The organism is Paenibacillus sp. FSL H7-0918 (genome assembly GCF_038007025.1).
Taxonomy (GTDB): Bacteria; Bacillota; Bacilli; order Paenibacillales; family Paenibacillaceae; genus Paenibacillus_AQ; species Paenibacillus_AQ odorifer.
Genome location: NZ_JBBOWJ010000001.1, coordinates 3,110,480 through 3,133,820 on the forward strand (window position 1 = coordinate 3,110,480; position 23,341 = coordinate 3,133,820).

A 23,341-nucleotide genomic window follows, 5' to 3' on the forward strand; every position below is an offset into this window, starting at 1 on the left:
CGTTATGGATGGCGATTATTTATTTATATGCGAATACAGGTTAACCGTACTCTATTGAGAGTAATAGGAGGCATCGGTTGGATTAAACTTAAGCATGCCTTCCTTGTTGCGTTGATTTATTTTGAACAGTGTATAGAGACGGGGCAATAAAAGCCACAAGTGGCAAATAATCAGGGATACTGTAAATGCCGGTGGTGACCAAAAAATAAAGAGAGCTGCAATACAAAGACCAATATAAAAATTATGTAACTGTACTTTACGGAAAATGCGGTAACTAATGTGTTGATCTGGCATGAAGCCAAGCCACGGGATTTTAAATGAGATGGACCATCTTTTTGAAATAGGATGCCCGGAGATTAGAAGTACTGAGCGTGAAATAACATATTGAACCCAGAACATAACCGGAGCAGCTATAATTAAGTAGAGAATACTCCACCAAGAAAGAAAGACTGTCTCGAGCACAAGGACCAAAAGAGGGAGCAAAATATAAACACGCAGCAGAGGTGCCGTTAGATTAATTTTTTTGATTAATTTATATTGATAGAATGTAGCAGCGCCTTTGGTGTTGGGTTCCATATAAAATAGACTAACCTCCTCACAGATTCATATGTTCTTAATATCGGCGAATGAAAGCATTTTATTAAACTATGGGCGAATATTCACCGATATAGGGGCAGCGGAATATATATAATACACGAAACGAAGGATATGAAAAAACTATGAAAAGGTTTAAAATGATAGAAGGTGTATCATACTGTTCTTAAAAGAGTCAAGGTGGGATGGTTATGGAACAGCAAACCGGGCAAGCTTGTATCATTTGTGGGCAGGAAAAAGAAGAAGGTATTGTGATTGTCTCGCATTTTATTTGTGAGGATTGTGAGGCAGAAATGATCCGTACCGAGGCAGAAGATGCTAAGTACCGTTTTTTTATTGGCCAGATGAAGAAGATCGGATTGCAAAAGAACGCTTAAGTAGAGTAACTCTGTTAATTGATGCGGATAAGAGAGCAGTCTGGATGAAAGATATAAGGGCTGCATTAGAGATATTCATATACGGCTTCCTCGTTGTTTAAGCGGGGGGAGCCGTTTTGCTGTTCAGTCAGATGCTTTTATGAGGAAACATAGGAGTTTCTGAATATTTACGTTAAAATAGAAGGAACCCTATGGGAAGGAATTTAATATGAATAAATTACAACGATGTAGGGCACCTGTATACGAAATGCTGGAGCAATATAGAATTGTGGGTAATATATCTTATCATGTGCCGGGACATAAAAATGGAGCGGCATATGACGGCGTAGAAGGCGCTGGGTTTCTAGATGAGGTCATGAAGTACGATGTTACGGAGATTACCGGTACGGATGATCTTCATCATCCTGAGGGAGTCATTAAGGAAGCACAGGAGTTGGCTGCGGATTGCTTTGGAGCAGAGGAGAGTTTTTTTCTAGTTGGCGGAAGTACGGCGGGTAACCTGGCGCTGATTCTAACGGCTTGCCCCGAGCCAGGAATGATTCTGATTCTTCAACGAAATGTGCATAAATCAGTGATTCATGGTCTTATGTTAGCTGGAGTGAGGGCTGTTTTCGTCGAGCCGCTGATTGATCCACTCAGCGGCTTGGCAGTAGCGCCGGCGGCAGAAGCTGTTGAGGCTGCACTTGCAGCCTATCCGGAAGCCGCCGCTGTATTTGTCACCATGCCCAATTACTACGGCATGGGCAGTGACCTTGCGCCCCTCGCGCGTATTTGCCACGACAGCGGTATACCGCTGCTTGTCGATGAAGCGCATGGGGCGCATTACGGGCAGCACCCGGCACTGCCTGCCGGGGCGCTTGCTTGTGGCGCGGACGGCGTAGTGCAGTCCACGCACAAGATGCTCACTGCGATGACCATGGGCGCTATGCTGCATGTTCAAGGGCAGCGGCTCGACCGCGCCCTGCTCTCGCAGCGGCTCGCCATGGTGCAGAGCTCCAGCCCATCATATCCTATGATGGCGTCGCTTGATCTTGCCCGGCGGCTGCTGCACAGCCGGGGCAGCGATGCTTTCACGGCGGGGCTGGCCGCCGTGGATGTCCTGCGGCGCGGCCTTGCCGAGCTGCCGCGCTATGGATTGGTGCAGCCGGCAGAGCCGCTGCACGACGGTACGCCGCTGCATAAGGCGGCGTACGAGACGCAGGACCCCTTCAAAGTCGTCATTTATGACGCCACCGGGGTCCTAGGCGGTTTCGAGCTGCAGCGCAGGCTCGAGGCTAAGGGCTGTGTGCCGGAGATGAGTGACGACCGGCACGTAGTGCTGCTGTTCAGCCTCGGTTCGAAGGCTGAAGATGCAGCAAGGTTATTGCAGGCGCTGCGGGAAATAGAGTCGGAGGATACATCCGAATCACCGCACACCGCTGGCATTTTAGAATCTCAAAATATTTCCACGTGGAACAATTTGAATGTTTTACAAATCTCAGCACCCGTTCCCTTCTCTTTGAAGCCGGTGTCAGCCAATGAGGTAGAAAGTATTAATCTTGAACACAGCGTGGGGAGAGTAGCTGCAGAAATGGTAATTCCCTATCCACCAGGCATTCCATTATTATATCCGGGTGAGGTCATCACAGATCAGATACAGCAAAGACTGACTGGTTTAGCTTATGGAGGCGCGAAGTTCCAGGCTTGTGCTGATCCGGTCTTACAGCGTATTAAGGTATACAACATTCAGAAGGGCGGAGAAGTATAAGTGGGCAAAGAAGGTTTCTTCATAACATTAGAAGGGGGCGAAGGCTCCGGAAAAACAACGGTACTGGGCAGAGTAGCAGCATATTTGCAGAATCGGTCCATGCCCTATCGAATTACACGTGAACCTGGAGGCATAGAAATCGCCGAAAAAATTCGCTCTATTATTCTGGATCCTGCCCATACTGCAATGGATGCACGTACTGAGGCATTGCTGTACGCTGCATCAAGAAGCCAACATCTCGCTGAAGTAGTAGAGCCAGCTCTTAGAGAAGGGCTTACAGTCCTCTGTGACCGCTTTGTAGACAGCAGTCTCGTTTATCAAGGACATGCAAGAGGATTAGGTATGGAAGAGGTGTGGAGTATTAACCGTTTTGCTATTGGAAATCGCATGCCCGATCTAACCTTTTATCTGGATGTAGACCCTGAGATTGGATTATCACGGATTGCGGCCAATCAAGATCGCGAAGTCAATCGTCTGGATATGGAGAGTCTTGCCTTTCATCAGAAGGTTCGTGAAGGTTATCATTTATTAATTAAGGCGAATCCGGAGAGAATAGTAGTTCTTGATGCAAACCGCCCTATTCATCTGGTAGAACAAGATATCGTGAGAACTCTTGAAGAGAGAGTATTAAAGGGTTTTTAGGGTGTTTTGTCTAATATAATAAGAGAAGTGGCATATAACTAAGCGTTTGCTTATGAAGTGAGGTTACTACTAAGAACACATTAAGTAGTAATACTCCATAAAACTTTTTTGGGAGGGAATGCGAAGATGAAGTTGATCATTGCAATTATCCAGGATAAAGACAGTAACCGGTTATCCAGTGAGCTAGTAAAAGCCAATTTCCGTGCTACCAAACTCGCAAGTACAGGTGGATTTCTGCGGGCGGGAAATACGACATTTATGATTGGGGTAGAAGACAGTCAGATCGAAGCTGTATTGAACGTTATCCGTAACAGCTGTAAAGTGCGTGAACAACTAGTCACTCCAGTAACTCCGATGAGTGGCACGACGGATTCCTATTTACCGCTCCCTGTTGAAGTACAGGTCGGTGGCGCTACTGTATTCGTGCTTCCTGTAGATCGTTTCGAACATTATTAAGTATAATATAAATGAGTAAGTCATTTACAAAAAAGGGGCGGTAGATAACCTTTGAAGATCAATCCGGGATATAGGCCCTTAAAGAGTGAGCTTCCAAATGCAGAAGGGGCTAATAAGCCTGTTCAGCAGAAATCGTTCTCTGACGTTTTTCAGCAGCAAGGTGAACAGAAAACCAAAGATGAACTAAACCGCCAGATCAAAGAAATACAGTCACAAGGCGACCGTTTATCTAAGTCTATGACCATTCGTGAACTCACCATTTACCGGATGATGATCAAAAGGTTTCTGGAAGAAACCGCTCGTAGAGGCGTTATACTGAAAGAGACACGTGGATGGGATAGACGTGGGCGGGGTAAGCGTTACAAGCTGCTTGAGGAAATTGATGCGGCTTTGCTATCTATGGCAGACGATCTGCTGAATAGTGAGCAGGGCCGAATAGATCTGTTGGGACGTGTTGGAGAAATTCGTGGGTTGTTAATCAACCTTTCTTTTTAAAGTTTTGGGAGGAAATTATGCCTTTTCATGATATAGTAGGCCAGGAGCATGCTAAACGGCTACTCCAAAATGCCTTGCGCAAGGATGCTGTGAGCCATGCTTATTTATTTACAGGACCAGCAGGCAGTGGACAAATGAAGACGGCGCTGATGTTTGCCCAAGCAATTTTTTGCACGGAAAGCAAGGATGACGCCTGTGGCGAATGTCTAGAGTGCCGAAAGGTTGAGCATGGAAACCATCCTGATTTGTCATTGCTGCAGCCCGACGGTGCAAGCATAAAAATAGACCAGATCCGTGAGCTGCAGCGTGTCTTTTCCTATCGATCTGAGGGTGTGAATCCAAAGGTTTATATTATAGATGGGGCAGACAAAATGACGGTACAAGCTGCCAATAGTTTGTTGAAGTTTCTGGAAGAACCGCCAGCTCCGGCAGTAGGAATCCTAATATCTGATAATAGTCGTTCTTTATTGCCGACGATTCAGTCACGGACTCAGCGGATCCCATTTAGTCCGTTAAATCCGGATATTATGCTTCAAGCGCTAGCAAGTGAGGGTGTGCCGATCCCCTTAGCTCGATGTGCAGTATCACTCAGTTCGGGACTTGATGGTTGCAGGGAACTTTTGGAACAGAATTGGTTTGCAGAAATGAGAAATCTAGTGTTACAATTAGCTAAGGAGTCCTTAAGCAAGGGCAGCTCCACGGTAGCAACTGCCGGGCAGAAGCTGTTCAAGACTGGGCTCGCTGAACATTTGGATATCCTTTTCAGCATGTTCCATCTATGGTTTAAAGATATGCTCTACTTCCTGTACCGCAAGCACGAAAGTATCGTTTTTATAGATCAGTTAGACTTTATTTCCAGGCATGCCCGTGGGCGCAGTGCGGAACAATGGGTGGCTTATATGGGATATGCTGCAGAGAGTACTAAGAAGCTGCGTTCCAATGCCAATGCCCAGTTGTGTCTGGAGCAGTTCTTAATCCGACTGGAAAGTTAAAGGATTAGCAATGATATATCCTCCGGATGTCGCTTTACCTGGAAGTATCGTTTTAACAGACGAGGAAGGACAAGCATGGATCATCAGGGAGCGGACATGCCCATAGGTTCCTTTTACCGGCAAACAAGGGGGTTAATTTTTGTACAGCGTAGTAGGTGTCCGTTTTAAAAAAGCGGGTAAAATATATTATTTTGATCCACTTGATTTTCCGATTGAACGAGATCAATGTGTTATTGTTGAGACAGCACGTGGGGTGGAATACGGTAAGGTTGTCGTAGGCAAAAAAGAGGTGGAGGAGTCCGATGTTGTACTACCCCTCAAAAAAGTGATGCGTATTGCCGGAGAAACCGACGCACGCGTTGTTGAGGAGAACAAAAGCGCCGCTAAGGAGGCTTTTACCACCTGTTTAAATAAAATACGCGACCACGGTCTCAAAATGAAGCTCGTAGATGTAGAGTTTACTTTTGACCGTAATAAGATTATATTTTACTTTACGGCTGAAGGACGCGTTGACTTTAGAGAATTGGTTAAGGATCTGGCAAGTATTTTTCGGACCCGCATTGAGCTTCGGCAAATTGGGGTACGTGATGAAGCTAAGATGCTAGGTGGCCTTGGACCTTGTGGACGAGTGCTTTGCTGCTCCTCTTGGTTAGGGGATTTTGAACCCGTATCCATAAAAATGGCCAAGGACCAGAACCTTTCACTTAATCCGACGAAGATTTCCGGACTTTGTGGACGTCTGATGTGTTGTTTGAAATTTGAGCATGACAATTATGAGAGTGTAAAGGAAGAAATGCCAGCGGTCGGCAAGATTGTCGTGACCTCATTGGGGGATGGCAAAGTAGTAGGAATCAATGCCGGAAACCGTACGGTTCATGTACAGTTGTTTGAAGTGGGCAAAGTTAAGGAACTTCCAATGGATGATGTTGTCGTCAAGTAAACCATATAAGGTTACTTTCGGGGTGGAAACTTGGAGAAGAAAAATATATTTGCACACATGCAGGATATGGAAGCGCAGATGGAAACGATGCGCGCCAATCTTGGAGAATGGAAACAGACGGTAAAAGAACTGATGGAAGCTAACCAGAGGTTAACTCTGGAGAATGAACAGCTTCGCAAAATTTTAAAGCGGGATGCACCTTTGGATCCTACCGTAGATTCTGCGGAGGCGGAAGCTCTTTTAGCTACCGGAGAGGGAACAGAAGAGGTTGTCGGGGAAGGTTATGACAACTTGGCTCGACTTTACCACGAAGGCTTTCACATCTGTAATGTTTATTTTGGACATTTACGCACGGAAGGTGACTGTCTGTTCTGTCTTTCTTTTCTTAATAAATGAGGATATCCAGCCGTAGGAGATTAATCCTACGGTTTTTTTTGAATTTTAGCCCATAGGCATATGGCTTTGAAGCAAGTTTTTCTCAACAAAACCTTTAGGAGATTATTACATGACGAATTCTTTTAATGATATATCTGTCCCCTTGTTACCGACGGAGCGGGTGGATGATTTACTAACACATGATCTGCGCATTATTCAAAGTGATGAAGTATTTAGCTTTTCTATGGATGCTGTATTGCTTGCTCGTTTCGCCAGTGTTCCGCCACGTGGAAGAGTTCTAGATCTTTGTACGGGAAATGGTGTAATACCGATTTTAATGACTACCCGGACAAAAGCTTCTATAGAAGGTATTGAAATACAACCTCGTTTAGCCGATATGGCTCGTCGTAGCGTGGCTCTAAATGGCCTTCAGGATCAGGTTGTAATTCATGAAGGTGATTTGCGCGAGTTATATACTACCGCAGGACATGGTGTGTATGATGCAATAACGGTGAACCCTCCTTATATGCCGCTTAATGGCAGTGATCTGAAGCTGAACAACCATCAAGCTATGGCTCGTCATGAGATAGGCTGTACACTGGAGGAGGTCATTCAGGCTTGTGTGCGATTGGTTCGGACGGGCGGAAAGGTAAGTATGGTTCATAAACCACAACGGTTGGTTGATATTATCAGTCTCATGAGACAATATAGACTCGAGCCAAAGATTATTCGGTTTGTACATCCACGTGCCCATCTGGAGGCAAATATGGTATTAATCGAAGCTGCACGTGATGGAAAGCCTGAGGTTCGTTTACAACCACCGCTCATCGTATATAATGAGGACAATCAATACTGTCCAGAGATTATGGACATCTACTATGGTGCTAAAGAGGGTAAATCATGAAGATATCATGTCAAAGCAGTTTTCAAAACAAGACTAATACCAGTACTCAGGAGACAACAGGGTCGCTTTTTCTGGTGGCTACACCTATCGGTAATCTGGAGGATATGACCTATCGTGCAGTCCGTACATTGCAGGAATGTGATATTATTGCCGCGGAAGATACGAGACAGACCCGAAAATTACTCAGCCACTTTGAGATTTCACCTTCGATGTTGTTTAGTTATCATGAGCATAATAAGGCCGCCAGTGGACCTGAGCTTGTACGCTATATAATAGAAGGAAAAAATTTGGCACTCGTCAGCGATGCCGGTTTACCAGCGATTTCTGACCCTGGAGCGGATCTTGTAGCCCTTGCAATAAGTCATGGAATTCCGGTGATTCCTATCCCTGGAGCTAACGCAGCGTTGTCAGCTTTGATCGCTTCTGGTCTATCTACGAATACGTTCACCTTTATCGGCTTTCTTCCCCGAGAGCGTAAGGACATCCGAGCAGTATTAAGTCCACTTCGTTCGGCTCAAGGCACTTTGTTGTTCTACGAATCTCCCCATCGCGTAGTTAAGACACTTGCTCATCTTCAAGAAGCATTCGGTAATCGCCAGATTGTGTTGGCACGTGAATTAACGAAAAGATATGAGGAGTTTCTACGCGGTTCGATTGAGGAATGTACACTATGGCTGGCTGAACATCCTCCGCTAGGCGAATATGTTATTGTCGTAGAAGGGGAGAGCAAGGAAGATGCAGAAATCGCAGAATCGGCGTGGTGGCGTCAGTTAAGCATTGAAGATCATGTAGCTCATTACGAAGCACAGGATGTACCACGGAAAGAGGCTATGAAAAAAGCGGCATCAGACCGGGGTGTAGCCAAACGGGATATTTATAATGCGTTGCTTGATAGAGCAGAAGAGTAAGTGTTGTAGACGAATTCTTAGAATAACTAAGGATTGTCGGAAACGGCCTGCCCGAGCTTGAATGATTTATCTGCGGGTTAAATGTATTTTGTACAGTTATTTTTGAATTTTTTTATGTATTTGTTCGTTTAGTTGTACTTCATACAGTTATAAAGGTGGAAAGGATTGATTTCACGGAGATATAGGAAATATAAGTGTACAAAATACAATTAATTCGTTTAATGGTAAAAAGCATTTAAAATAACTGTAAGAAATACAACTAAGTATTACTAGTTCCGTCTTGAAGCACATTGCCCTTAGGGAGGGGATAACCAGGAGGGCAAACCCAGACATAAAAAATACCTCCCGCGGTCACGGGAGGTCAAGGAGATATGAAAAGGTTAGAATTAACAATTTGATTAGTTCTATTATATACTATTTAATTTAGTTTGTCACAGGGGTAGGGATGGAAGATATGCATTCATGACAAACTATTTTTCCTTTAAAGTAAGTTACGTTCTCAGCGTTGCCACAGAAAATGCAGGCAGGCTCATACTTTTTAAGCATAATCCGTTCGCCATCAACGTAAATTTCCAATGCGTCCTTTTCGCCAATGCCAAGTGTACGGCGTAATTCAATAGGAATAACAACCCGTCCAAGTTCGTCTACTTTTCTTACAATTCCTGTTGATTTCATCATAACAATCGTTACTCCTCTCAATGTTCCAAAAACGTCATTATTCGACATTGTTCACTGTTTTATGATACTTATAATACCAACGATTCCCAAATCAGTCAACCTTTTTTCATAGGCTGAATAAGAAAATTTCCATAAGAACTTTGAATGTCCCTATAAAAATTAAGAATTACCCTGAAAGCATTTTGTCGATTTACCAAGACCAAAAATGATACTTTTCGACAAAGTACGACATAATTACTTATTATATACTGATATTAGTTAAAATCATATTAAATTATTAGAAGGAGTTGATCTCATGAAGCAGCCGCTCACGGAAGAAAAAGTTTTCAAAGATCCCGTTCATAATTATATTCACGTACAGGATACGATTATTTGGCGACTAATTAATACAAAAGAATTTCAGCGTTTACGCCGGATTCGCCAGTTAGGTACCTCATATCTCACTTTTCATGGTGCAGAGCATAGTCGTTTTTCTCATTCTTTAGGAGTATATGAAATTACACGCAGAATCATTTCGCAATTTGAGCGCAGCGGGTATAAGGATTGGATTCCAGAAGAAAGTTTGCTTACTTTGTGTGCGGCTTTGCTGCATGATTTAGGGCATGGCCCATTTTCACATTCTATAGAAGAAGCTTTTGAAATGAACCATGAGGATTGGACCTGCCGGATTATTTTGGAGGACACGGAGATTACCGAAATATTGCGTGATGTGGAGGAAGATTTTCCTCGTAAAGTAGCTTCAGTTATCTCTAAGACTTATGAGCATGAAATTGTTGTCAATTTGGTTTCCAGTCCACTGGATGCTGATCGTATGGATTATTTACTGCGTGATGCGTACTATACAGGTGTAAACTATGGAACCATCGACATTGATCGGATTTTGAGAATGCTTCGTCCTTATAATGGGCGGATTGTAGTAAAAGAATCAGGTATGCATGCCATTGAAGATTATTTAATGTCGCGTTATCAAATGTACTGGCAGGTATATTTTCATCCGGTGACGCGCAGCTCTGAAATTATTTTGCGTCAAATCTTCCGTAGAGCTAAAGAATTGTTCCAGGAGGAGTACAAATTTCGCTTTATGATCGCTCCGCTGGAAGATCTCTTTCGAGGAGAAGTAACAGTGAAGCAATATTTAATGCTTGATGAGGCACTGGTACAGACTGCTTTTATGCAATGGACACTTGAAGAAGATGAGTTATTAAGCGACTTGTGTACCCGTTTTATTCATCGTAAACTGTATAAATATGTAGAGATCGAGAATTTGGATACAGATATGATTACGGAAATCCGCAGCAGTTTTGCGGGAGCGGGACTTAACCCAGAATATGACTTAGAGATTGATTATCCGACAGATTTGCCTTATGATGTGTTCCGTCCAGGAGCAGCCTTCGACAATAATCAAATTTTACTGCTTGATCGCAATGAGCAATTGCGGGAAATTTCAGAGGTATCGGATATTGTGCGCTCAATAAGCGGGATTCATCGTGGCAGATATCACCTATATTTCCCACAGGATAAGCTGAAAAAAGCCCTTACACGGTTGCCCTCTTCTGTAGCAGAGATTTTTGCAAAATAATACAAATATTTATGGAACTATTGATAAAAACAACAAGGAGTGAGCTTTAAAATGTATCTGTTCGACACACATACACATTTAGATGCGCCTCAATTCGACGAGGATCGCGAGGAAGTTATAGCTCGTGCAGTAGAGGCCGGAGTTAGCAAGATGATCAATATTGGATTTAATCGGGAAACGATCCCTTCAACGATGAAGCTGGCTGAATCTTATGATTATATTTATGCAGCGGTGGGCTGGCATCCACAGGATGCGATTGATATGAAAGAGGGGGACCTCGATTGGATCGCCTCTCTTTGCAGCCATGAGAAAGTGGTGGCCATCGGAGAGATTGGGTTGGATTATTATTGGGATACCTCTCCCAAGGATGTGCAGCAGGAGGTCTTCCGCAAACAAATTGGACTAGCCCGTGAACTAAAAATGCCAATCTGTATACATGACCGTGATGCCCATGAAGATGTCGTACGGATTTTACGGGAGGAAAAAGCAAATGAAATTGGTGGCGTGATGCATTCTTTCTCAGGCAGCTGGGAAACCGCAAAAATGTGTCTAGACCTAGGATTTCATTTGTCATTTGGAGGACCGATCACGTTCAAAAATGCCAGAGTGCCTAAAGAGGTGCTTGCACAGACGCCATTGGACAGATTATTGATCGAAACAGACGCTCCATATTTGACTCCACACCCCTTCCGAGGCAAGCGAAATGAGAGTGCTCATGTGAAGTTAGTAGCAGAGGCTGCGGCTGAAATTAAAGGGTTAACATGGGAAGAATTGGCTAAAATTACGTATGCGAACGCACTGGAACGATTTGGGATTGTCTGAAAACAGGAGTAAAACGGGTGAAAAATAGAGAATGGCCGATATATTAAACTTTTTTAATATAAAAACGGCTGATTATTACAATATTTTAACCATATATTTGCGTAAACGTGGTTGAATCGTCCTTTACAACATGCATCAAAACAGGATATCATCTTTTCAGTGATGTGAGCTGTTGTTATTGTGACAGCCATTGATTCATGGATCGTCTCGCTGAGTCTCCGTATGGAGAACGGGGGAACCAATATTGAACTGCCGCATGCCTGTATCTTGAATACGACTAGGAATTGCCGCAGAACAATATTTGATTTCTTCACGTGGTCTTTGGGGTGAATTTAAGGGCAACCGCCGTGAGCGGGTGACCTGAAATAGGGCGTCTCTCTTTCGTCCGAACCCGACAGCTAACCCCGTAAGCGCAAGTAAGAGAGGCAACCTCGTGCACAAACATTCCCGCGTATTCTGACATCGGAGAAGCCACGAAAGAGTCCTCAAGAGAACTCTTTTTAGGCTTCTTTATTTTTGAATAAACTGAATGTTGCCCGCATACTGTTATATAACAGGTGTGGGAGTAGCTGTGCCGAGCAGGCGATCCATGAGCAGGAGACGCTAAGTTAATACGTGCGTATCCTGTGACAATCTCAAATAGTTTCGTCAAAGAAATTCAGTCCTCATGATATACAAATTGACGACGAGGCTATGTAAGGAGGATGGAGAGAATGGGCTTATTCCAACCAGAGGTATCCCATGATTCGCAGTCATCCAGCAGGTCTTTCGCATTACGGTGGGAGCAAGTAAATACTCGCGTACTTTTACTTGCAGGTGTGATTTCAATCGCAATCGCGCTGTTAATTCTGCTGTACGTACACGGTCAAAGTAATAAACAATTAGTTTTAGTAATAGACGGGCAAACACAGACACTTGAAACGCGAGAAGCACTTCTTGGTGATGTGTTGGAGAAAGAGCAAATTTCGCTGCAGCCGCATGATGAATTATCTTTAGGTCTGAGTGATGAAATAAAAGACGGTGACCGTGTCGTTATCAATCGTGCGCAGAAATTTAGCCTTACTGCGGACGGAGCAACAAAAACGTTATATACGACCGAAGACACTATCGGTCAAGCGATTGACAAACTGGGTATCAACCTAGAAGGCTATGATAAGATTTTTCCTTCGTTAGACACCACCATCTCTGCTGACATGGAGATTAAGATCGTTCGTATCAACAAGCAAACGGTACAGCGAACAACTAACTTACCTTTCCGTGTTATTAAGACAGCAGATCCCTCCCTTACTGTGGGAACAGTTAGAGTGGCACAGGCAGGCAAACCAGGCGTCATGGTTCAGCATATTGAAAAGATCTATCAAGACGGAGAACTGGCCTCTATGCGCATGATCGGCAAGGAAGTACAAACGGTAACAAAAGATAAGATCATTGCCGTTGGTACTAAAGCACTTCCTAAGCCTACTGTAGTTGCTAAAGCTACAACAACTTCCAAATCAAGCACTACCTCCAAAACGACTAAAGTTAGCGCTAAGACTAAGAACGTCACAAGCAAGGCTGGCGTAGACTTTGAGTACAAGAAGATGATTAAGAACGTCTCCATGACAGCTTATTCGTCAGAAGAGCCAGGGATAGGTACTAAAACTGCCTCCGGAACACGCGTAACGGAAGGTCGTACAATTGCAGTAGATCCGAATGTAATTCCTATTGGCTGGTGGGTTTATATCGATGGGCTTGGATTCCGCCGTGCAGAGGATACTGGCGGTGCCATTAAAGGCAATAAAGTGGATGTCTATTATGATTCCCTGAGCCATGCTCGTAATTTCGGCCGTAAATCACGTACCGTTTATGTGATTGGACCTGTGAAACCAGAGCTTAACTAGAACTGAAGCTTTTGCAAAAAATCCTTTGATAAGCTATAGTGATGATAACCGTTAAGGAACGCTGGATGATCATTTCGTTGATCGCAGAGCAACCGCTCATCACTTATACATTCTTTAACCAAAAGAAGAGGAGCGAATCCTCTTCTTTTTGCTTTTTTTGGAAGGAGTCAAGAAATATGATTAAGGAATTAATCGTCGTTGAAGGCAAAAGCGATACCGTAGCCATTAAGCGTGCTGTAGAAGCGGATACCATTGAGACAGGCGGCTCTGCTGTAAACCGGACTGTAATTGCTAAGATCGCGCTTGCTATGGAACGTAGAGGGGTTATTATTCTTACGGACCCGGACCATGCTGGGGAGCGAATTCGTAAAATCGTTTCAGCGAAGGTGCCGGGCTGCAAGCATGCTTTTATTCCAGAGAAGGACGCAACTCGAAAAGGGGATATCGGTGTAGAGAATGCATCGCCAGAGGCGATTCGTCATGCGCTGCGTAATGTACATACCTCTTTTGAAGGAGCACCTGCTTTGATTGGTATTGATGATCTTATGGCCGCTGGAATGCTTGTACACCCTCGGGCTGCTGAAAGACGTATGGCACTTGGTAATTTGCTTGGAATCGGATATTGTAACGGCAAACAGCTGTACAAGCGGCTGGCGATGTTTGGGATTACGCGGGAGGAATTTGCCGGGGCTCTCGCCCAAATTGATCAGGGAGGCATTACTTCATGAGTGGTAGAGAGGAAATTTCGACTCCAAAACGGACCAAAGAGATTATTCAACGTTATGGATTCAAGTTCAAGAAAAGCCTGGGACAGAATTTTTTGATTGATCAAAATATTTTGGACAAGATTGTAGACGCTGCTGGACTAGATAGCGATTCTGGGGCGCTGGAGATCGGGCCGGGAATTGGAGCGCTGACGGAGCGTCTGGCACTAACAGCGGGTGCTGTAACTGCCGTAGAGATTGACCGTAGACTGATTCCAATATTAAAAGACGTACTTTCCCCCTATCCCCATGTTAAGGTTCGTAACGATGATGTCCTCAATGTGAACTTGCAGGAAATGTTCAAGGAAGATTTCACCACTGTGAACAAGGTCAGTGTGGTTGCTAACCTGCCTTATTATGTGACTACTCCGATTCTGATGAAGCTGCTCGAAGAGAAGCTTCCCCTTGATAACATCGTTGTAATGATTCAGAAGGAGGTTGCGGAGCGTATGGCTGCATCTCCAGGTGGAAAGGAATACGGAAGTCTTAGCATTGCCGTGCAGTACTACAGCGAGCCTGAGCTCGTCTGTATCGTGCCACGTACGGTATTCATCCCTCAACCTAATGTGGAGTCTGCTGTTATCCGTCTGAAGGTTAGAGAGCATCCTCCGGTAAAGGTGGAGAGTGAGAAGCATTTCTTTGAAGTGGTTCACGCTTCTTTCACACAGCGCCGCAAGACGATTGCTAACAATCTGAAGGCTCGTTACTTCCCTGAACAAGGACGTGAGCAGCTGGAGGCTTTACTCGCAGAAGCGGGTATTGAACCGACCCGTCGCGGAGAAACACTCAGTCTTGAAGAATACGCCCGCTTAAGCGGTGTTTTGCTAGCCGCTGGAATTGAATAAGCAATAGGAAACGGTTGTTGTCTTAAGGACGACAACCGTTTCTCGTAGAAATATAAGGATGTTATTCTGGTGGAGCATTATACATTCTTATATTTTAAAAATATGTTGAGTTATGAACCAACTGAGGCCTTTGCCCATACGATGGGGTAGAGGTGGTGGTTGTAATGAATTTAGGAGACTTGGTCGTTCGCAAATCTTATGGCGGTGATTTAACATTTCGTGTAGATAATATTGTGCAGGATAGAGCCGTCATTAAAGGCACAGATTTCCGCCTGTTGGCGGATTCTCCTCTGGATGACCTGGTTCAAGTGCCTCCTACCCGAATAACGGAACGGGGACAGCAAGCACAGATCAAAGCGAAGGAATCACTGACACAGCTGCGGAAGGACCGTCAGGAGCAAAGTCAGCGGAGCGGGGGAACCCTAACAGAGGGGACATGGGCTCCACCGTCCAAGGAAGCTCCTTATTTTGAAGTGCCAGGTAAAGTACTGCATCTGGATGGCGATCCGGCATATTTGAATAAGAGCCTTAGCTTATACGAGCAGCTGCGGATTCCCGCTGAAGGGCATCATGTTCATGAATCTGCAATGGCTGATACGTTATACCGGCTGTTGCCCCGTGTACGCCCAGATATTGTAGTGATCACTGGTCATGATGGGGTACTGAAGCAACAGCATACTTACGATCTGTATAGTCTGAATAGCTATAAAAATTCGCAAAACTTTATAGCTGCTATTAGGGTAGCTAGGGAGTATGAGCGGAATTTTGATGCGTTGACTATTGTTGCCGGTGCTTGTCAATCTCATTTCGAGGCCTTACTTGGAGCTGGAGCTAATTTTGCCAGTTCACCTGGTCGAATTTTGATCCATGCTCTGGATCCCGTGTATGTAGCAGCAAAATCATCCTTTACTTCCATCAGGGATACTGTAAATCTTAGCGATGTTCTGAATAATACCATCAGCGGTAATCAGGGTATTGGTGGTGTTGAGACCCGTGGCAGCTTCCGCATCGGAATGCCGCGACTGCAGAATCTGTCGGCGCTAAAAGTGACACCATCAGCCATTTAAGCGGCAGAGATAGGTCTATGGTGTCAGGAATATAGGTAATTTGAATGGGCTGAATAGAATATCCGAAAGAAAGGGTGAGCGCTGAGCTTAACCCTTTCTTTTTTTCTTTGTAATGCCTATATTACAGATAACAAGGATATTAGTCCGGCGCTGATTTCTCGCAAAAAAATTCCGTTGACAACGAAATATGCATCAACTATAATTAATTATTTATTTGCTTTGACATTGTCCTGAAAAAGTTGTATAATGGACAAGAAAAGAGGTGGTCGTCAGGTAATGGCTAATAACGCGCTGTTGGAAATCAAACGCAGTCTTGAAGCTCACGTCGGTCATAAGATCACATTGCGTGCAAACGGAGGTCGTCGTAAAACCGTTGAACGCACAGGTGTCCTGGAAGAAACGTACCCTTCTGTATTTATTGTCAAACTGGATCAGGAGCAGCAAACTTTTAAGCGAGTCTCCTATAGCTATGCCGATATACTTACTGAATCTGTGGAAATCACAGTTTGTGAAGACGATGGGCAGATGCGGATTATGTATATTAAAGCTTAATGTTTCACGAACAGTCTCCCTTGGAGGCTGTTTTTTGTTTACGTTTTTTGGGACAAATATTTGGTGCATGATCCGTGTGCTAAGCAAGCATACTAATTGGGCAATGGGTTAATCATTTATTTTCATAAGGGAGGAATTCCGTAATGAGCCGCAGAAAACGAGGCATGATGTCGGAGGAACTGAAGACAGAGTTAGCCAAGGAGCTGGGTTTTTATGAAACCGTGGAACGTGAGGGCTGGGGTGGAATTACAACTCAAGACGCTGGCAACATGGTGAAAAAAGCGATACAGCTTGCTGAACAGGCTGCGCGGAAATCTTAAATTTTAGGCTATAAAGTGAATATTACTGAAAAAGGGTGCGTCTAAATGGCGACACCCTTTTATTATTGGACTTCATTAGAAGTTTCTCATATAATATGTTAAGTTGTTTTTACGGGAAAAGCTGAAGGTGGGTGAACGCCTTGAAAATGTATGAAAAGGCACCAGCTAAAATTAATTTGATGCTGGATGTGTTGCACAAACGTGCTGACGGTTTTCATGAGGTGGAAATGATTATGACCATGGTAGATTTAGCAGACCGCTTAGAGCTGTCTGAGCTGCCAAGGGATACTATTATAATATCAAGTCAGGCTGGTTATATTCCCCTGGACGAGAAAAATTTAGCTTTCCAGGCGGCAAGGCTTATTAAAGACCGTTATAACGTGAAGAGTGGGGTACATATCCATCTGGATAAAAGAATTCCGGTTGCGGCTGGCCTGGCTGGCGGCAGCAGTGATGCCGCAGCTACGCTACGCGGTCTAAACCGTCTGTGGCGTCTGGGTATTCCTGCACAGGAGCTACAGGAGCTTGGCGCTGAGCTGGGTTCTGATGTACCTTTCTGCGTCACAGGCGGCACAGCCTTGGCTACAGGACGAGGCGAAAAGCTGACACCAATCAATAACCCGCCACAATGCTGGGTTGTGTTGGCGAAACCACCGATCAATGTATCGACTGCAGAAGTGTATGGACGCGTTCGGAGCAATAATATAGCGGTTCATCCTTCTGCTCGAAAGATGCAGCAAGCGATAGAAGCTGGAGACTTTGGGGGCGTGTGCAACCATCTGGGCAACGTGCTTGAAGATGTTACCCTAAAACTGCATCCAGAAGTTCAGCAACTTAAGGAAGCGATGATAAAGCTTGGAGCAGATGGCGTACTGATGTCAGGCAGCGGACCTACCGTATTCGGATTAGTGTCCAAGCAGTCTAAAGTAGCAAGGATTTACAACGGACTGCGAGGGTTCTGCAAGGAAGTCTACGCAGTGAGATCACTGAATTAGTCTGCTTCTCTTGTGTAAACCCGTACAAAAGTGATATATTTTTCTAAAATATTCGGTTTTGGCGAGGAGCATTCCGTGAAGAAATTAAAAAGAAGCCAACGTTTGGTAGACATGACTCAGTTTTTACTTGAGCGGCCGCATGAACTACTGCCGCTGTCTATATTTGCCGATCGCTATGGAGCGGCTAAGTCCTCCATTAGTGAAGATTTGGCAATCATAAAAGAAGTATTTGAAGGTGAAGGCATCGGAGAGCTGCAGACTTTAGCTGGTGCAGCGGGTGGAGTACGTTATATCCCGGTTATGCCTAAAGATATGGCGCTTACCTTTGTGCAGCGCTTATGTGTGCAGCTAGAGCAGACTGACCGGATATTGCCTGGCGGTTATTTGTATATGTCGGATCTACTTGGGTTGCCGTCTTTGATGGAACAGGCGGGTAAGATCATCGCAACGGCCTTTTACGGATCGGAAATCGATGTGGTGATGACCGTTGAAACGAAAGGCATTCCACTAGCCTATGCAACAGCAGCACAGCTAGGCTTGCCGGTAGTGCTTGTGCGACGTGACCATCAGGTTACAGAGGGATCAGCAGTAAGTATTAACTACGTATCAGGATCTCATAAAAGCATACACACAATGTCTCTCTCCAGACGTGCACTCAAGGAGAAATCGCGAGTACTTATCGTAGATGACTTCATGAAGGCGGGAGGGACTGTACGTGGTATGGTCGATCTGCTCGGTGAATTTAATGCCGAGGTTGCAGGGGTAGGCGTTTTAGTGGAATCAGGCGCTGTAGAGACGGAAGAGCGTCTGTTGCACGATTACGTGTCCTTGGTAAAACTAAGTGAAGTAGACTCGAAAGAGCGGAGAATTTCGGCGCATCCGGGCAACTACTTTTCCTCTTGATTAGCCATTCTCTTACATTTTCAAAAAGCGTGGAAATTGTCGAAAACGTAAGGAATATTAAGAAAACTACTCGATGTATGTCGAAAACAACATATCCCAAAAAATATATTTCTTTTTTAGGTATTTTATGGAATCAAAAAGAAGGAATTCGCTTTGCTGTGTGGAATTATACACCAAGTCTCTGATGGAAAAAGGTGGTGAACACACACATGCAAATTACGGATGTCAGACTCCGCCGCGTTAACTCTGAGGGGAGAATGAAAGCAATCGCATCCATTACCATCGATAACGAGTTTGTTGTTCATGACATTCGCGTCATCGATGGCAATAATGGGATGTTTGTTGCAATGCCCAGCAAGCGTACACCGGACGGCGAATTCCGCGATATCGCGCACCCGATCTCTTCGGGAACACGCGAGAAGATTCAATCCGCGGTTCTGGCCGAGTACGATCGCGCCGCTACGGAAGAAGAAGAAGTTATTGAAGAGGGAGCTTAGGCTTCCTCGGAAGACTGCTACCTTTTGGGTGGCGTAGGATCCGCCGTTTTTGATAAGATCACACCGACATACACTTCATGAATTAGCAGCCTGATCTTGCAAGAAAAGCTATTGCTGGTGAAGGATTTGACGACATCTTCGAAAGGCAGCGATAAATGCTTTTCTAACTTGGGGTTTATAGAAAAGAGAACCATGACTTCATGGTTCTCTTTTCTTTTTGCCCGGAATGAGATATATTCAGTAGTGAGTTCAAGAGTAGGAGGTTGGCATTCTTGAAAAGAATGGCTGTAGTACTTGCCGCAGGTCAAGGCAAGCGAATGAAATCTAAATTATATAAGGTGCTGCACCCCGTTTGCGGTAAGCCGATGGTAGGGCACGTGCTTGATACAGTAAAAGCGACCGGATGCCAGCGCACCGTTGTTGTTGTTGGGCATGGCGCAGAGAAAGTTAAGGCCTATGTAGGTGAAGGAGCGGAATACGTTCTGCAGGAAACTCAGCTCGGCACTGGCCATGCTGTCAAACAAGCAAAGGATTTACTTGCTGGCGAAGAAGGAACAACTATAGTTATTTGTGGAGACACACCACTCGTAACCACGGAGACCCTGGAAGGACTCATGGCGCTTCATGAACAGCGTAATGCGGCTGCAACCGTATTGACAGCTGTTATGGAAAAACCTACTGGCTACGGAAGAATTATTCGTGGTGAAGATGGCGGCGTTCTGAAGATTGTAGAGCAGAAGGATTGCACTACTGAAGAAGATGCCGTTCAAGAAATCAATACAGGCACTTATTGTTTTGATAATGCTAAATTATTTGCTGCACTCGAGAAGGTAACGAACAGTAATAACCAGCAGGAGTATTATTTGACTGATGTGATTGGGATTCTTCGTTCACAAGGGGATACCGTACTAGGATATCAGACCCATGACGCAGCTGAGTCTATCGGCGTTAATGATCGTTTAGCTTTGTCCGAAGCGGAAGCCTTTATGCGTCAACGTATTAATCGTAAACACATGCTGGGCGGTGTGACCATCATTGATCCAGCCTCCACTTATATCGGAGCAGATGTAGTTATCGGATCAGATACTACGCTTTATCCAGGAACCATCCTGAAAGGGAAGACTGTAATCGGGGACAATTGTGTGATCGGACCGGCTAGTGAAATCGAAGACTGTCAGATTATGGATGATGCAACGATTAAGCAGTCCGTATTGAATCAAGCTCAAGTCGGCGCACGGACAACCGTTGGGCCTTTTGCCTATTTGCGTCCAGGCTCTGTGCTTGGAGAAGAGGTTAAGGTTGGAGATTTCGTCGAAATCAAGAATGCTACGATTGGTGACGGTTCAAAAGTGTCACATCTTAGTTATGTCGGCGACGCATCTGTAGGTAAGAATGTAAACGTCGGGTGCGGTGCGATTACCGTTAACTACGACGGGTATAATAAATTCAAGACAACAATCGCAGACGATGCCTTTATTGGCAGTAATGTTAACCTTATTGCTCCAGTTACTGTGGGCAAAGGGGCTTTTGTTGTAGCAGGTTCGACAATTACACGTTCCGTTTCCGAGAACGATCTGGCTGTAGCTAGAGTAAGACAAGAGAACAAACCGGGATATGCAGAGAAGATCCGTTCCCGTGCAAAAGCGAAGAAAGACCACTCGAGTCCATCGTAAAGCGTTGCTAAGAAGCGCCGGACGGACTTATATTTCCGCGCCGGCGCCTTTGGAAAGCTAAATTCCGTCACGGAGGGTTTATATTTTATGACTTATTGTGATTCCAAGTTAAAGATTTTCACCTGTAACTCCAATCCTAAGCTAGCTAGTCAAATTGCTGATTACATCGGGATTCCGATGGGTGAATCACACACCACAAGTTTCAGCGATGGAGAAATTCAGGTCAAGCTGTCAGAAAGCGTTCGGGGATGCCATGTTTATATTGTTCAATCCACTTGTGGCCCTGTAAATGATAACCTGATGGAGCTTTTGGTTATGGTAGATGCGCTTAAACGTGCCTCCGCAAAAAGCATCAACGTGGTTATCCCTTACTACGGATATGCCCGTCAAGATCGTAAAGCCCGTTCCCGTGACCCCATTACCGCTAAGCTGGTAGCGAATCTAATTGAAAAGGCTGGCGCTCACCGTGTAATCACGATGGATCTTCATGCCATGCAGATTCAAGGATTCTTCGATATTCCAGTGGATCACTTGCTTGGTGTACCGATTCTGGCTCAGTATTTCCGTTCCAAGCAAATCGAGAACCCAGTTGTCGTATCGCCGGACCATGGCGGTGTAGTACGTGCAAGAAAGCTTGCTGATTTCCTGAACGCTCCACTGGCTATTATAGACAAGCGTCGTCCAGAACCTAACGTCAGCGAAGTTATGAACATCATCGGTAATATCGAAGGCAAAACAGCCATCCTGATCGATGATATCATCGATACCGCTGGAACGATCGTACTTGGTGCTAATGCTTTGATGGAAGGCGGCGTGAAGGAAGTATACGCATGCTGTACACACCCAGTATTGTCTGGTCCTGCACACGAGCGTCTGGAGAATTCTCCAATCAAAGAAATTATCGTGACGGATACCATTCCAATTCGCAGCGCGAATCCAACCTCTAAGCTCAAGGTGTTGTCCGTGGCTCCACTTATGGGTGAGGCAATTATCCGCGTTCATGAAGAGTTGTCGATTAGTAAATTGTTCGAGATTGAATAAATATAACGAATGAATAGTACAAAAGGGTTACACCTCCGTTCTCGGAGATGTAACCCTTATCGGCGTGCTACAGGTAGAACTACTGGATTTAATATCCGGGACGGGAGACAAAGGTGAATAAACTGCGGTTATAGAGTGTCCCTTGTAGCTCCACGAAAGCTTCGTCTACCGCTGTTAATACACCGATATCAATATGCACGTCGCCCTTGTATATTTCCACGGGCACTGCATATTGGATGTGGTACTGAAAATGGCGTTGATGTGTCAATAATTCGCCTTTGTGCGGCATGGGTTATCACCTGTCTTCGGAGTATAATTTCGCTCTGGTTGCACAGAGATATGTAGATTAGATCTATTGTACCAAAAACGGACTCCTCTTGCCGGAGAGCCCGAACGGAAAGGAAAGGTTCGATAATGAAATGGATTGTCGGATTGGGAAATCCCGGAACACAGTACGCGAAAACAAGGCATAATGTTGGCTTTATGGCTTTGGATGAGCTTGCTGCCCAGAACGGAATTGCCTTCAACCAGAGCAAATGTAAATCCGTCATCGGTGAAGGGGTCATTGGTGGCGTCAAAACCGTATTGATTAAGCCCATGACCTTTATGAACTTATCCGGTGAGGCCGTTCGCGCTTATATGGATTATTACAAAGTTCAACTTGAAGATATGATCGTCGTTTATGATGATTTGGATACAGAAATCGGAAAAGTTCGCTTGCGTTATCAAGGAAGCGCTGGTGGACATAATGGAATTAAATCCATCATACAGCATGTAGGGACACAGAATTTCAATCGGGTACGAATGGGTATTTCTCGTCCTGAGCCAGGTTTTGCTATTGTCGATTATGTTCTTTCTACTTTTCCTAAGAAGGAAAGCGATCCGCTTAAGCAAATGATCCTTAATACTTGTGATGCACTGGAATACAGCTTACAGCATTCATTCGAGCAGACGATGGCTAAGTTCAATGGTTAATCTGTAAACCCTGTTGTTTTTAAGGCTAAAGATGAAGCTGCCCGGACATACTGAAGGTATATAGTACCTTCAGGAGGCATATAGATGGCAATAAACTATGTTTGTAGGCACTGTAAGACATCTCTAGGCAGTATTAATAGAAGTGATGTTACAGAAATGCAGTTGGGCCTTCATTCCTTGACCCCTGCGGAGCGCAGAGATATAATAGCGTATAATTCAGAAGGTGAAATCACGGTAAAGGTTACTTGCGACTATTGCAAGGAGGCTTTAGAGAACAATCCGGAGCTTAGCCTGCTGACAAGTCCGCTTCAGTAAGGTGG

At 44.7% G+C, this 23,341-nt stretch carries 28 protein-coding genes and 1 riboswitch; of the genes, 25 read left to right on the forward strand and 3 right to left on the reverse strand.

Annotated elements, in window-relative coordinates; genetic code table 11:
• Window positions 1-51 precede the first annotated feature (51 nt).
• Complete coding sequence (locus tag MHI15_RS14010) at window positions 52-576, reverse strand: hypothetical protein (protein ID WP_076130063.1); 525 nt, start codon at window positions 574-576, stop codon at window positions 52-54.
• Between the two features lie 209 nt (window positions 577-785).
• Between MHI15_RS14010 and MHI15_RS14015 the strand changes: the two genes are divergently transcribed.
• The 10 genes from MHI15_RS14015 (at window position 786) to rsmI (ending at window position 8,430) form a co-directional block, all read left to right on the forward strand.
• A complete protein-coding gene (locus MHI15_RS14015) occupies window positions 786-971 on the forward strand; it encodes a sigma factor G inhibitor Gin (protein ID WP_036678851.1) in 186 nt (61 codons plus the stop codon).
• Window positions 972-1,179: 208 nt separating this feature from the next.
• A complete protein-coding gene (locus MHI15_RS14020; protein ID WP_341164498.1) occupies window positions 1,180-2,718 on the forward strand; it encodes an aminotransferase class I/II-fold pyridoxal phosphate-dependent enzyme in 1,539 nt (512 codons plus the stop codon).
• Window positions 2,719-3,360, forward strand: coding sequence for a dTMP kinase (gene tmk, locus MHI15_RS14025; RefSeq protein ID WP_036678846.1), 642 nt, complete (start codon window positions 2,719-2,721; stop codon window positions 3,358-3,360).
• Between the two features lie 126 nt (window positions 3,361-3,486).
• Window positions 3,487-3,816 carry a cyclic-di-AMP receptor gene (locus tag MHI15_RS14030; protein WP_036678844.1) on the forward strand — a complete coding sequence of 110 codons (330 nt, stop codon included), beginning with the start codon at window positions 3,487-3,489 and terminating at the stop codon, window positions 3,814-3,816.
• A 51-nt stretch (window positions 3,817-3,867) separates the two neighbouring features.
• Complete coding sequence (locus tag MHI15_RS14035) at window positions 3,868-4,311, forward strand: YaaR family protein (protein WP_036678842.1); 444 nt, start codon at window positions 3,868-3,870, stop codon at window positions 4,309-4,311.
• 17 nt (window positions 4,312-4,328) lie between these two features.
• Entirely contained in the window at window positions 4,329-5,303 is a 975-nt protein-coding gene (gene holB / locus MHI15_RS14040) for a DNA polymerase III subunit delta' (protein WP_076099912.1), read from the forward strand.
• A gap of 139 nt (window positions 5,304-5,442) precedes the next feature.
• The gene (locus MHI15_RS14045) at window positions 5,443-6,243 is read left to right on the forward strand and encodes a PSP1 domain-containing protein (RefSeq protein ID WP_036678838.1); all 801 of its coding nucleotides are present in this window, start codon (window positions 5,443-5,445) and stop codon (window positions 6,241-6,243) included.
• Window positions 6,244-6,273: 30 nt separating this feature from the next.
• The gene (gene yabA, locus MHI15_RS14050; protein WP_036678835.1) at window positions 6,274-6,639 is read left to right on the forward strand and encodes a DNA replication initiation control protein YabA; all 366 of its coding nucleotides are present in this window, start codon (window positions 6,274-6,276) and stop codon (window positions 6,637-6,639) included.
• A gap of 109 nt (window positions 6,640-6,748) precedes the next feature.
• The gene (locus MHI15_RS14055) at window positions 6,749-7,522 is read left to right on the forward strand and encodes a tRNA1(Val) (adenine(37)-N6)-methyltransferase (protein ID WP_036678833.1); all 774 of its coding nucleotides are present in this window, start codon (window positions 6,749-6,751) and stop codon (window positions 7,520-7,522) included.
• Window positions 7,519-8,430, forward strand: a complete 912-nt coding sequence (gene rsmI / locus MHI15_RS14060) for a 16S rRNA (cytidine(1402)-2'-O)-methyltransferase (RefSeq protein WP_076307258.1) — start codon at window positions 7,519-7,521, stop codon at window positions 8,428-8,430. Before MHI15_RS14055 ends, rsmI begins: the two co-directional genes overlap by 4 nt.
• Before the next feature lie 423 nt (window positions 8,431-8,853).
• On the opposite strand, the gene MHI15_RS14065 is transcribed toward rsmI, so the two are convergent.
• The gene (locus tag MHI15_RS14065; protein WP_036678829.1) at window positions 8,854-9,108 is read right to left on the reverse strand and encodes an AbrB/MazE/SpoVT family DNA-binding domain-containing protein; all 255 of its coding nucleotides are present in this window, start codon (window positions 9,106-9,108) and stop codon (window positions 8,854-8,856) included.
• Window positions 9,109-9,403: 295 nt separating this feature from the next.
• Between MHI15_RS14065 and MHI15_RS14070 the strand changes: the two genes are divergently transcribed.
• The 13 genes from MHI15_RS14070 (at window position 9,404) to MHI15_RS14130 (ending at window position 22,046) form a co-directional block, all read left to right on the forward strand.
• Complete coding sequence (locus MHI15_RS14070; protein WP_076218451.1) at window positions 9,404-10,687, forward strand: HD domain-containing protein; 1,284 nt, start codon at window positions 9,404-9,406, stop codon at window positions 10,685-10,687.
• A gap of 51 nt (window positions 10,688-10,738) precedes the next feature.
• Window positions 10,739-11,509, forward strand: a complete 771-nt coding sequence (locus MHI15_RS14075) for a TatD family hydrolase (protein ID WP_036678823.1) — start codon at window positions 10,739-10,741, stop codon at window positions 11,507-11,509.
• A gap of 198 nt (window positions 11,510-11,707) precedes the next feature.
• A riboswitch (cyclic di-AMP (ydaO/yuaA leader) is annotated at window positions 11,708-11,937 on the forward strand.
• A gap of 285 nt (window positions 11,938-12,222) precedes the next feature.
• Window positions 12,223-13,389: a 3D domain-containing protein gene (locus MHI15_RS14080; protein ID WP_076105834.1), complete on the forward strand. Its 1,167-nt coding sequence runs from the start codon at window positions 12,223-12,225 to the stop codon at window positions 13,387-13,389.
• 176 nt (window positions 13,390-13,565) lie between these two features.
• Window positions 13,566-14,117: a ribonuclease M5 gene (gene rnmV, locus MHI15_RS14085; protein ID WP_036678817.1), complete on the forward strand. Its 552-nt coding sequence runs from the start codon at window positions 13,566-13,568 to the stop codon at window positions 14,115-14,117.
• On the forward strand, window positions 14,114-14,998 hold the full coding sequence (gene rsmA / locus MHI15_RS14090) for a 16S rRNA (adenine(1518)-N(6)/adenine(1519)-N(6))-dimethyltransferase RsmA (RefSeq protein ID WP_036678815.1): 885 nt from the start codon (window positions 14,114-14,116) through the stop codon (window positions 14,996-14,998). The genes rnmV and rsmA overlap by 4 nt, the downstream gene beginning before the upstream one ends.
• 164 nt (window positions 14,999-15,162) lie before the next feature.
• Complete coding sequence (gene yabG / locus MHI15_RS14095) at window positions 15,163-16,065, forward strand: sporulation peptidase YabG (protein WP_036678813.1); 903 nt, start codon at window positions 15,163-15,165, stop codon at window positions 16,063-16,065.
• Between the two features lie 276 nt (window positions 16,066-16,341).
• Window positions 16,342-16,617, forward strand: a complete 276-nt coding sequence (gene veg / locus MHI15_RS14100) for a biofilm formation stimulator Veg (RefSeq protein ID WP_019914493.1) — start codon at window positions 16,342-16,344, stop codon at window positions 16,615-16,617.
• A 143-nt stretch (window positions 16,618-16,760) separates the two neighbouring features.
• Complete coding sequence (locus MHI15_RS14105) at window positions 16,761-16,937, forward strand: small, acid-soluble spore protein, alpha/beta type (RefSeq protein WP_036678812.1); 177 nt, start codon at window positions 16,761-16,763, stop codon at window positions 16,935-16,937.
• 140 nt (window positions 16,938-17,077) lie between these two features.
• Entirely contained in the window at window positions 17,078-17,932 is an 855-nt protein-coding gene (gene ispE, locus MHI15_RS14110) for a 4-(cytidine 5'-diphospho)-2-C-methyl-D-erythritol kinase (protein ID WP_076138497.1), read from the forward strand.
• Between the two features lie 75 nt (window positions 17,933-18,007).
• Window positions 18,008-18,835: a pur operon repressor gene (gene purR, locus MHI15_RS14115; RefSeq protein ID WP_036678807.1), complete on the forward strand. Its 828-nt coding sequence runs from the start codon at window positions 18,008-18,010 to the stop codon at window positions 18,833-18,835.
• A gap of 209 nt (window positions 18,836-19,044) precedes the next feature.
• Window positions 19,045-19,332 carry a septation regulator SpoVG gene (gene spoVG, locus MHI15_RS14120; protein WP_020425826.1) on the forward strand — a complete coding sequence of 96 codons (288 nt, stop codon included), beginning with the start codon at window positions 19,045-19,047 and terminating at the stop codon, window positions 19,330-19,332.
• A gap of 272 nt (window positions 19,333-19,604) precedes the next feature.
• Window positions 19,605-21,005, forward strand: coding sequence for a bifunctional UDP-N-acetylglucosamine diphosphorylase/glucosamine-1-phosphate N-acetyltransferase GlmU (glmU, locus tag MHI15_RS14125; RefSeq protein ID WP_076138495.1), 1,401 nt, complete (start codon window positions 19,605-19,607; stop codon window positions 21,003-21,005).
• Between the two features lie 87 nt (window positions 21,006-21,092).
• Window positions 21,093-22,046 carry a ribose-phosphate diphosphokinase gene (locus tag MHI15_RS14130; protein ID WP_036678796.1) on the forward strand — a complete coding sequence of 318 codons (954 nt, stop codon included), beginning with the start codon at window positions 21,093-21,095 and terminating at the stop codon, window positions 22,044-22,046.
• Between the two features lie 88 nt (window positions 22,047-22,134).
• Here MHI15_RS14130 and MHI15_RS14135 read toward each other — a convergent pair whose 3' ends face one another.
• A complete protein-coding gene (locus tag MHI15_RS14135; protein ID WP_036678792.1) occupies window positions 22,135-22,335 on the reverse strand; it encodes a hypothetical protein in 201 nt (66 codons plus the stop codon).
• Window positions 22,336-22,460: 125 nt separating this feature from the next.
• Between MHI15_RS14135 and pth the strand changes: the two genes are divergently transcribed.
• Together pth and MHI15_RS14145 are read left to right on the forward strand one after the other, a co-directional pair.
• Window positions 22,461-23,021: an aminoacyl-tRNA hydrolase gene (gene pth, locus MHI15_RS14140; protein WP_076130069.1), complete on the forward strand. Its 561-nt coding sequence runs from the start codon at window positions 22,461-22,463 to the stop codon at window positions 23,019-23,021.
• An 84-nt stretch (window positions 23,022-23,105) separates the two neighbouring features.
• On the forward strand, window positions 23,106-23,336 hold the full coding sequence (locus MHI15_RS14145; RefSeq protein WP_036678789.1) for an anti-sigma-F factor Fin family protein: 231 nt from the start codon (window positions 23,106-23,108) through the stop codon (window positions 23,334-23,336).
• Window positions 23,337-23,341: the final 5 nt, after the last annotated feature.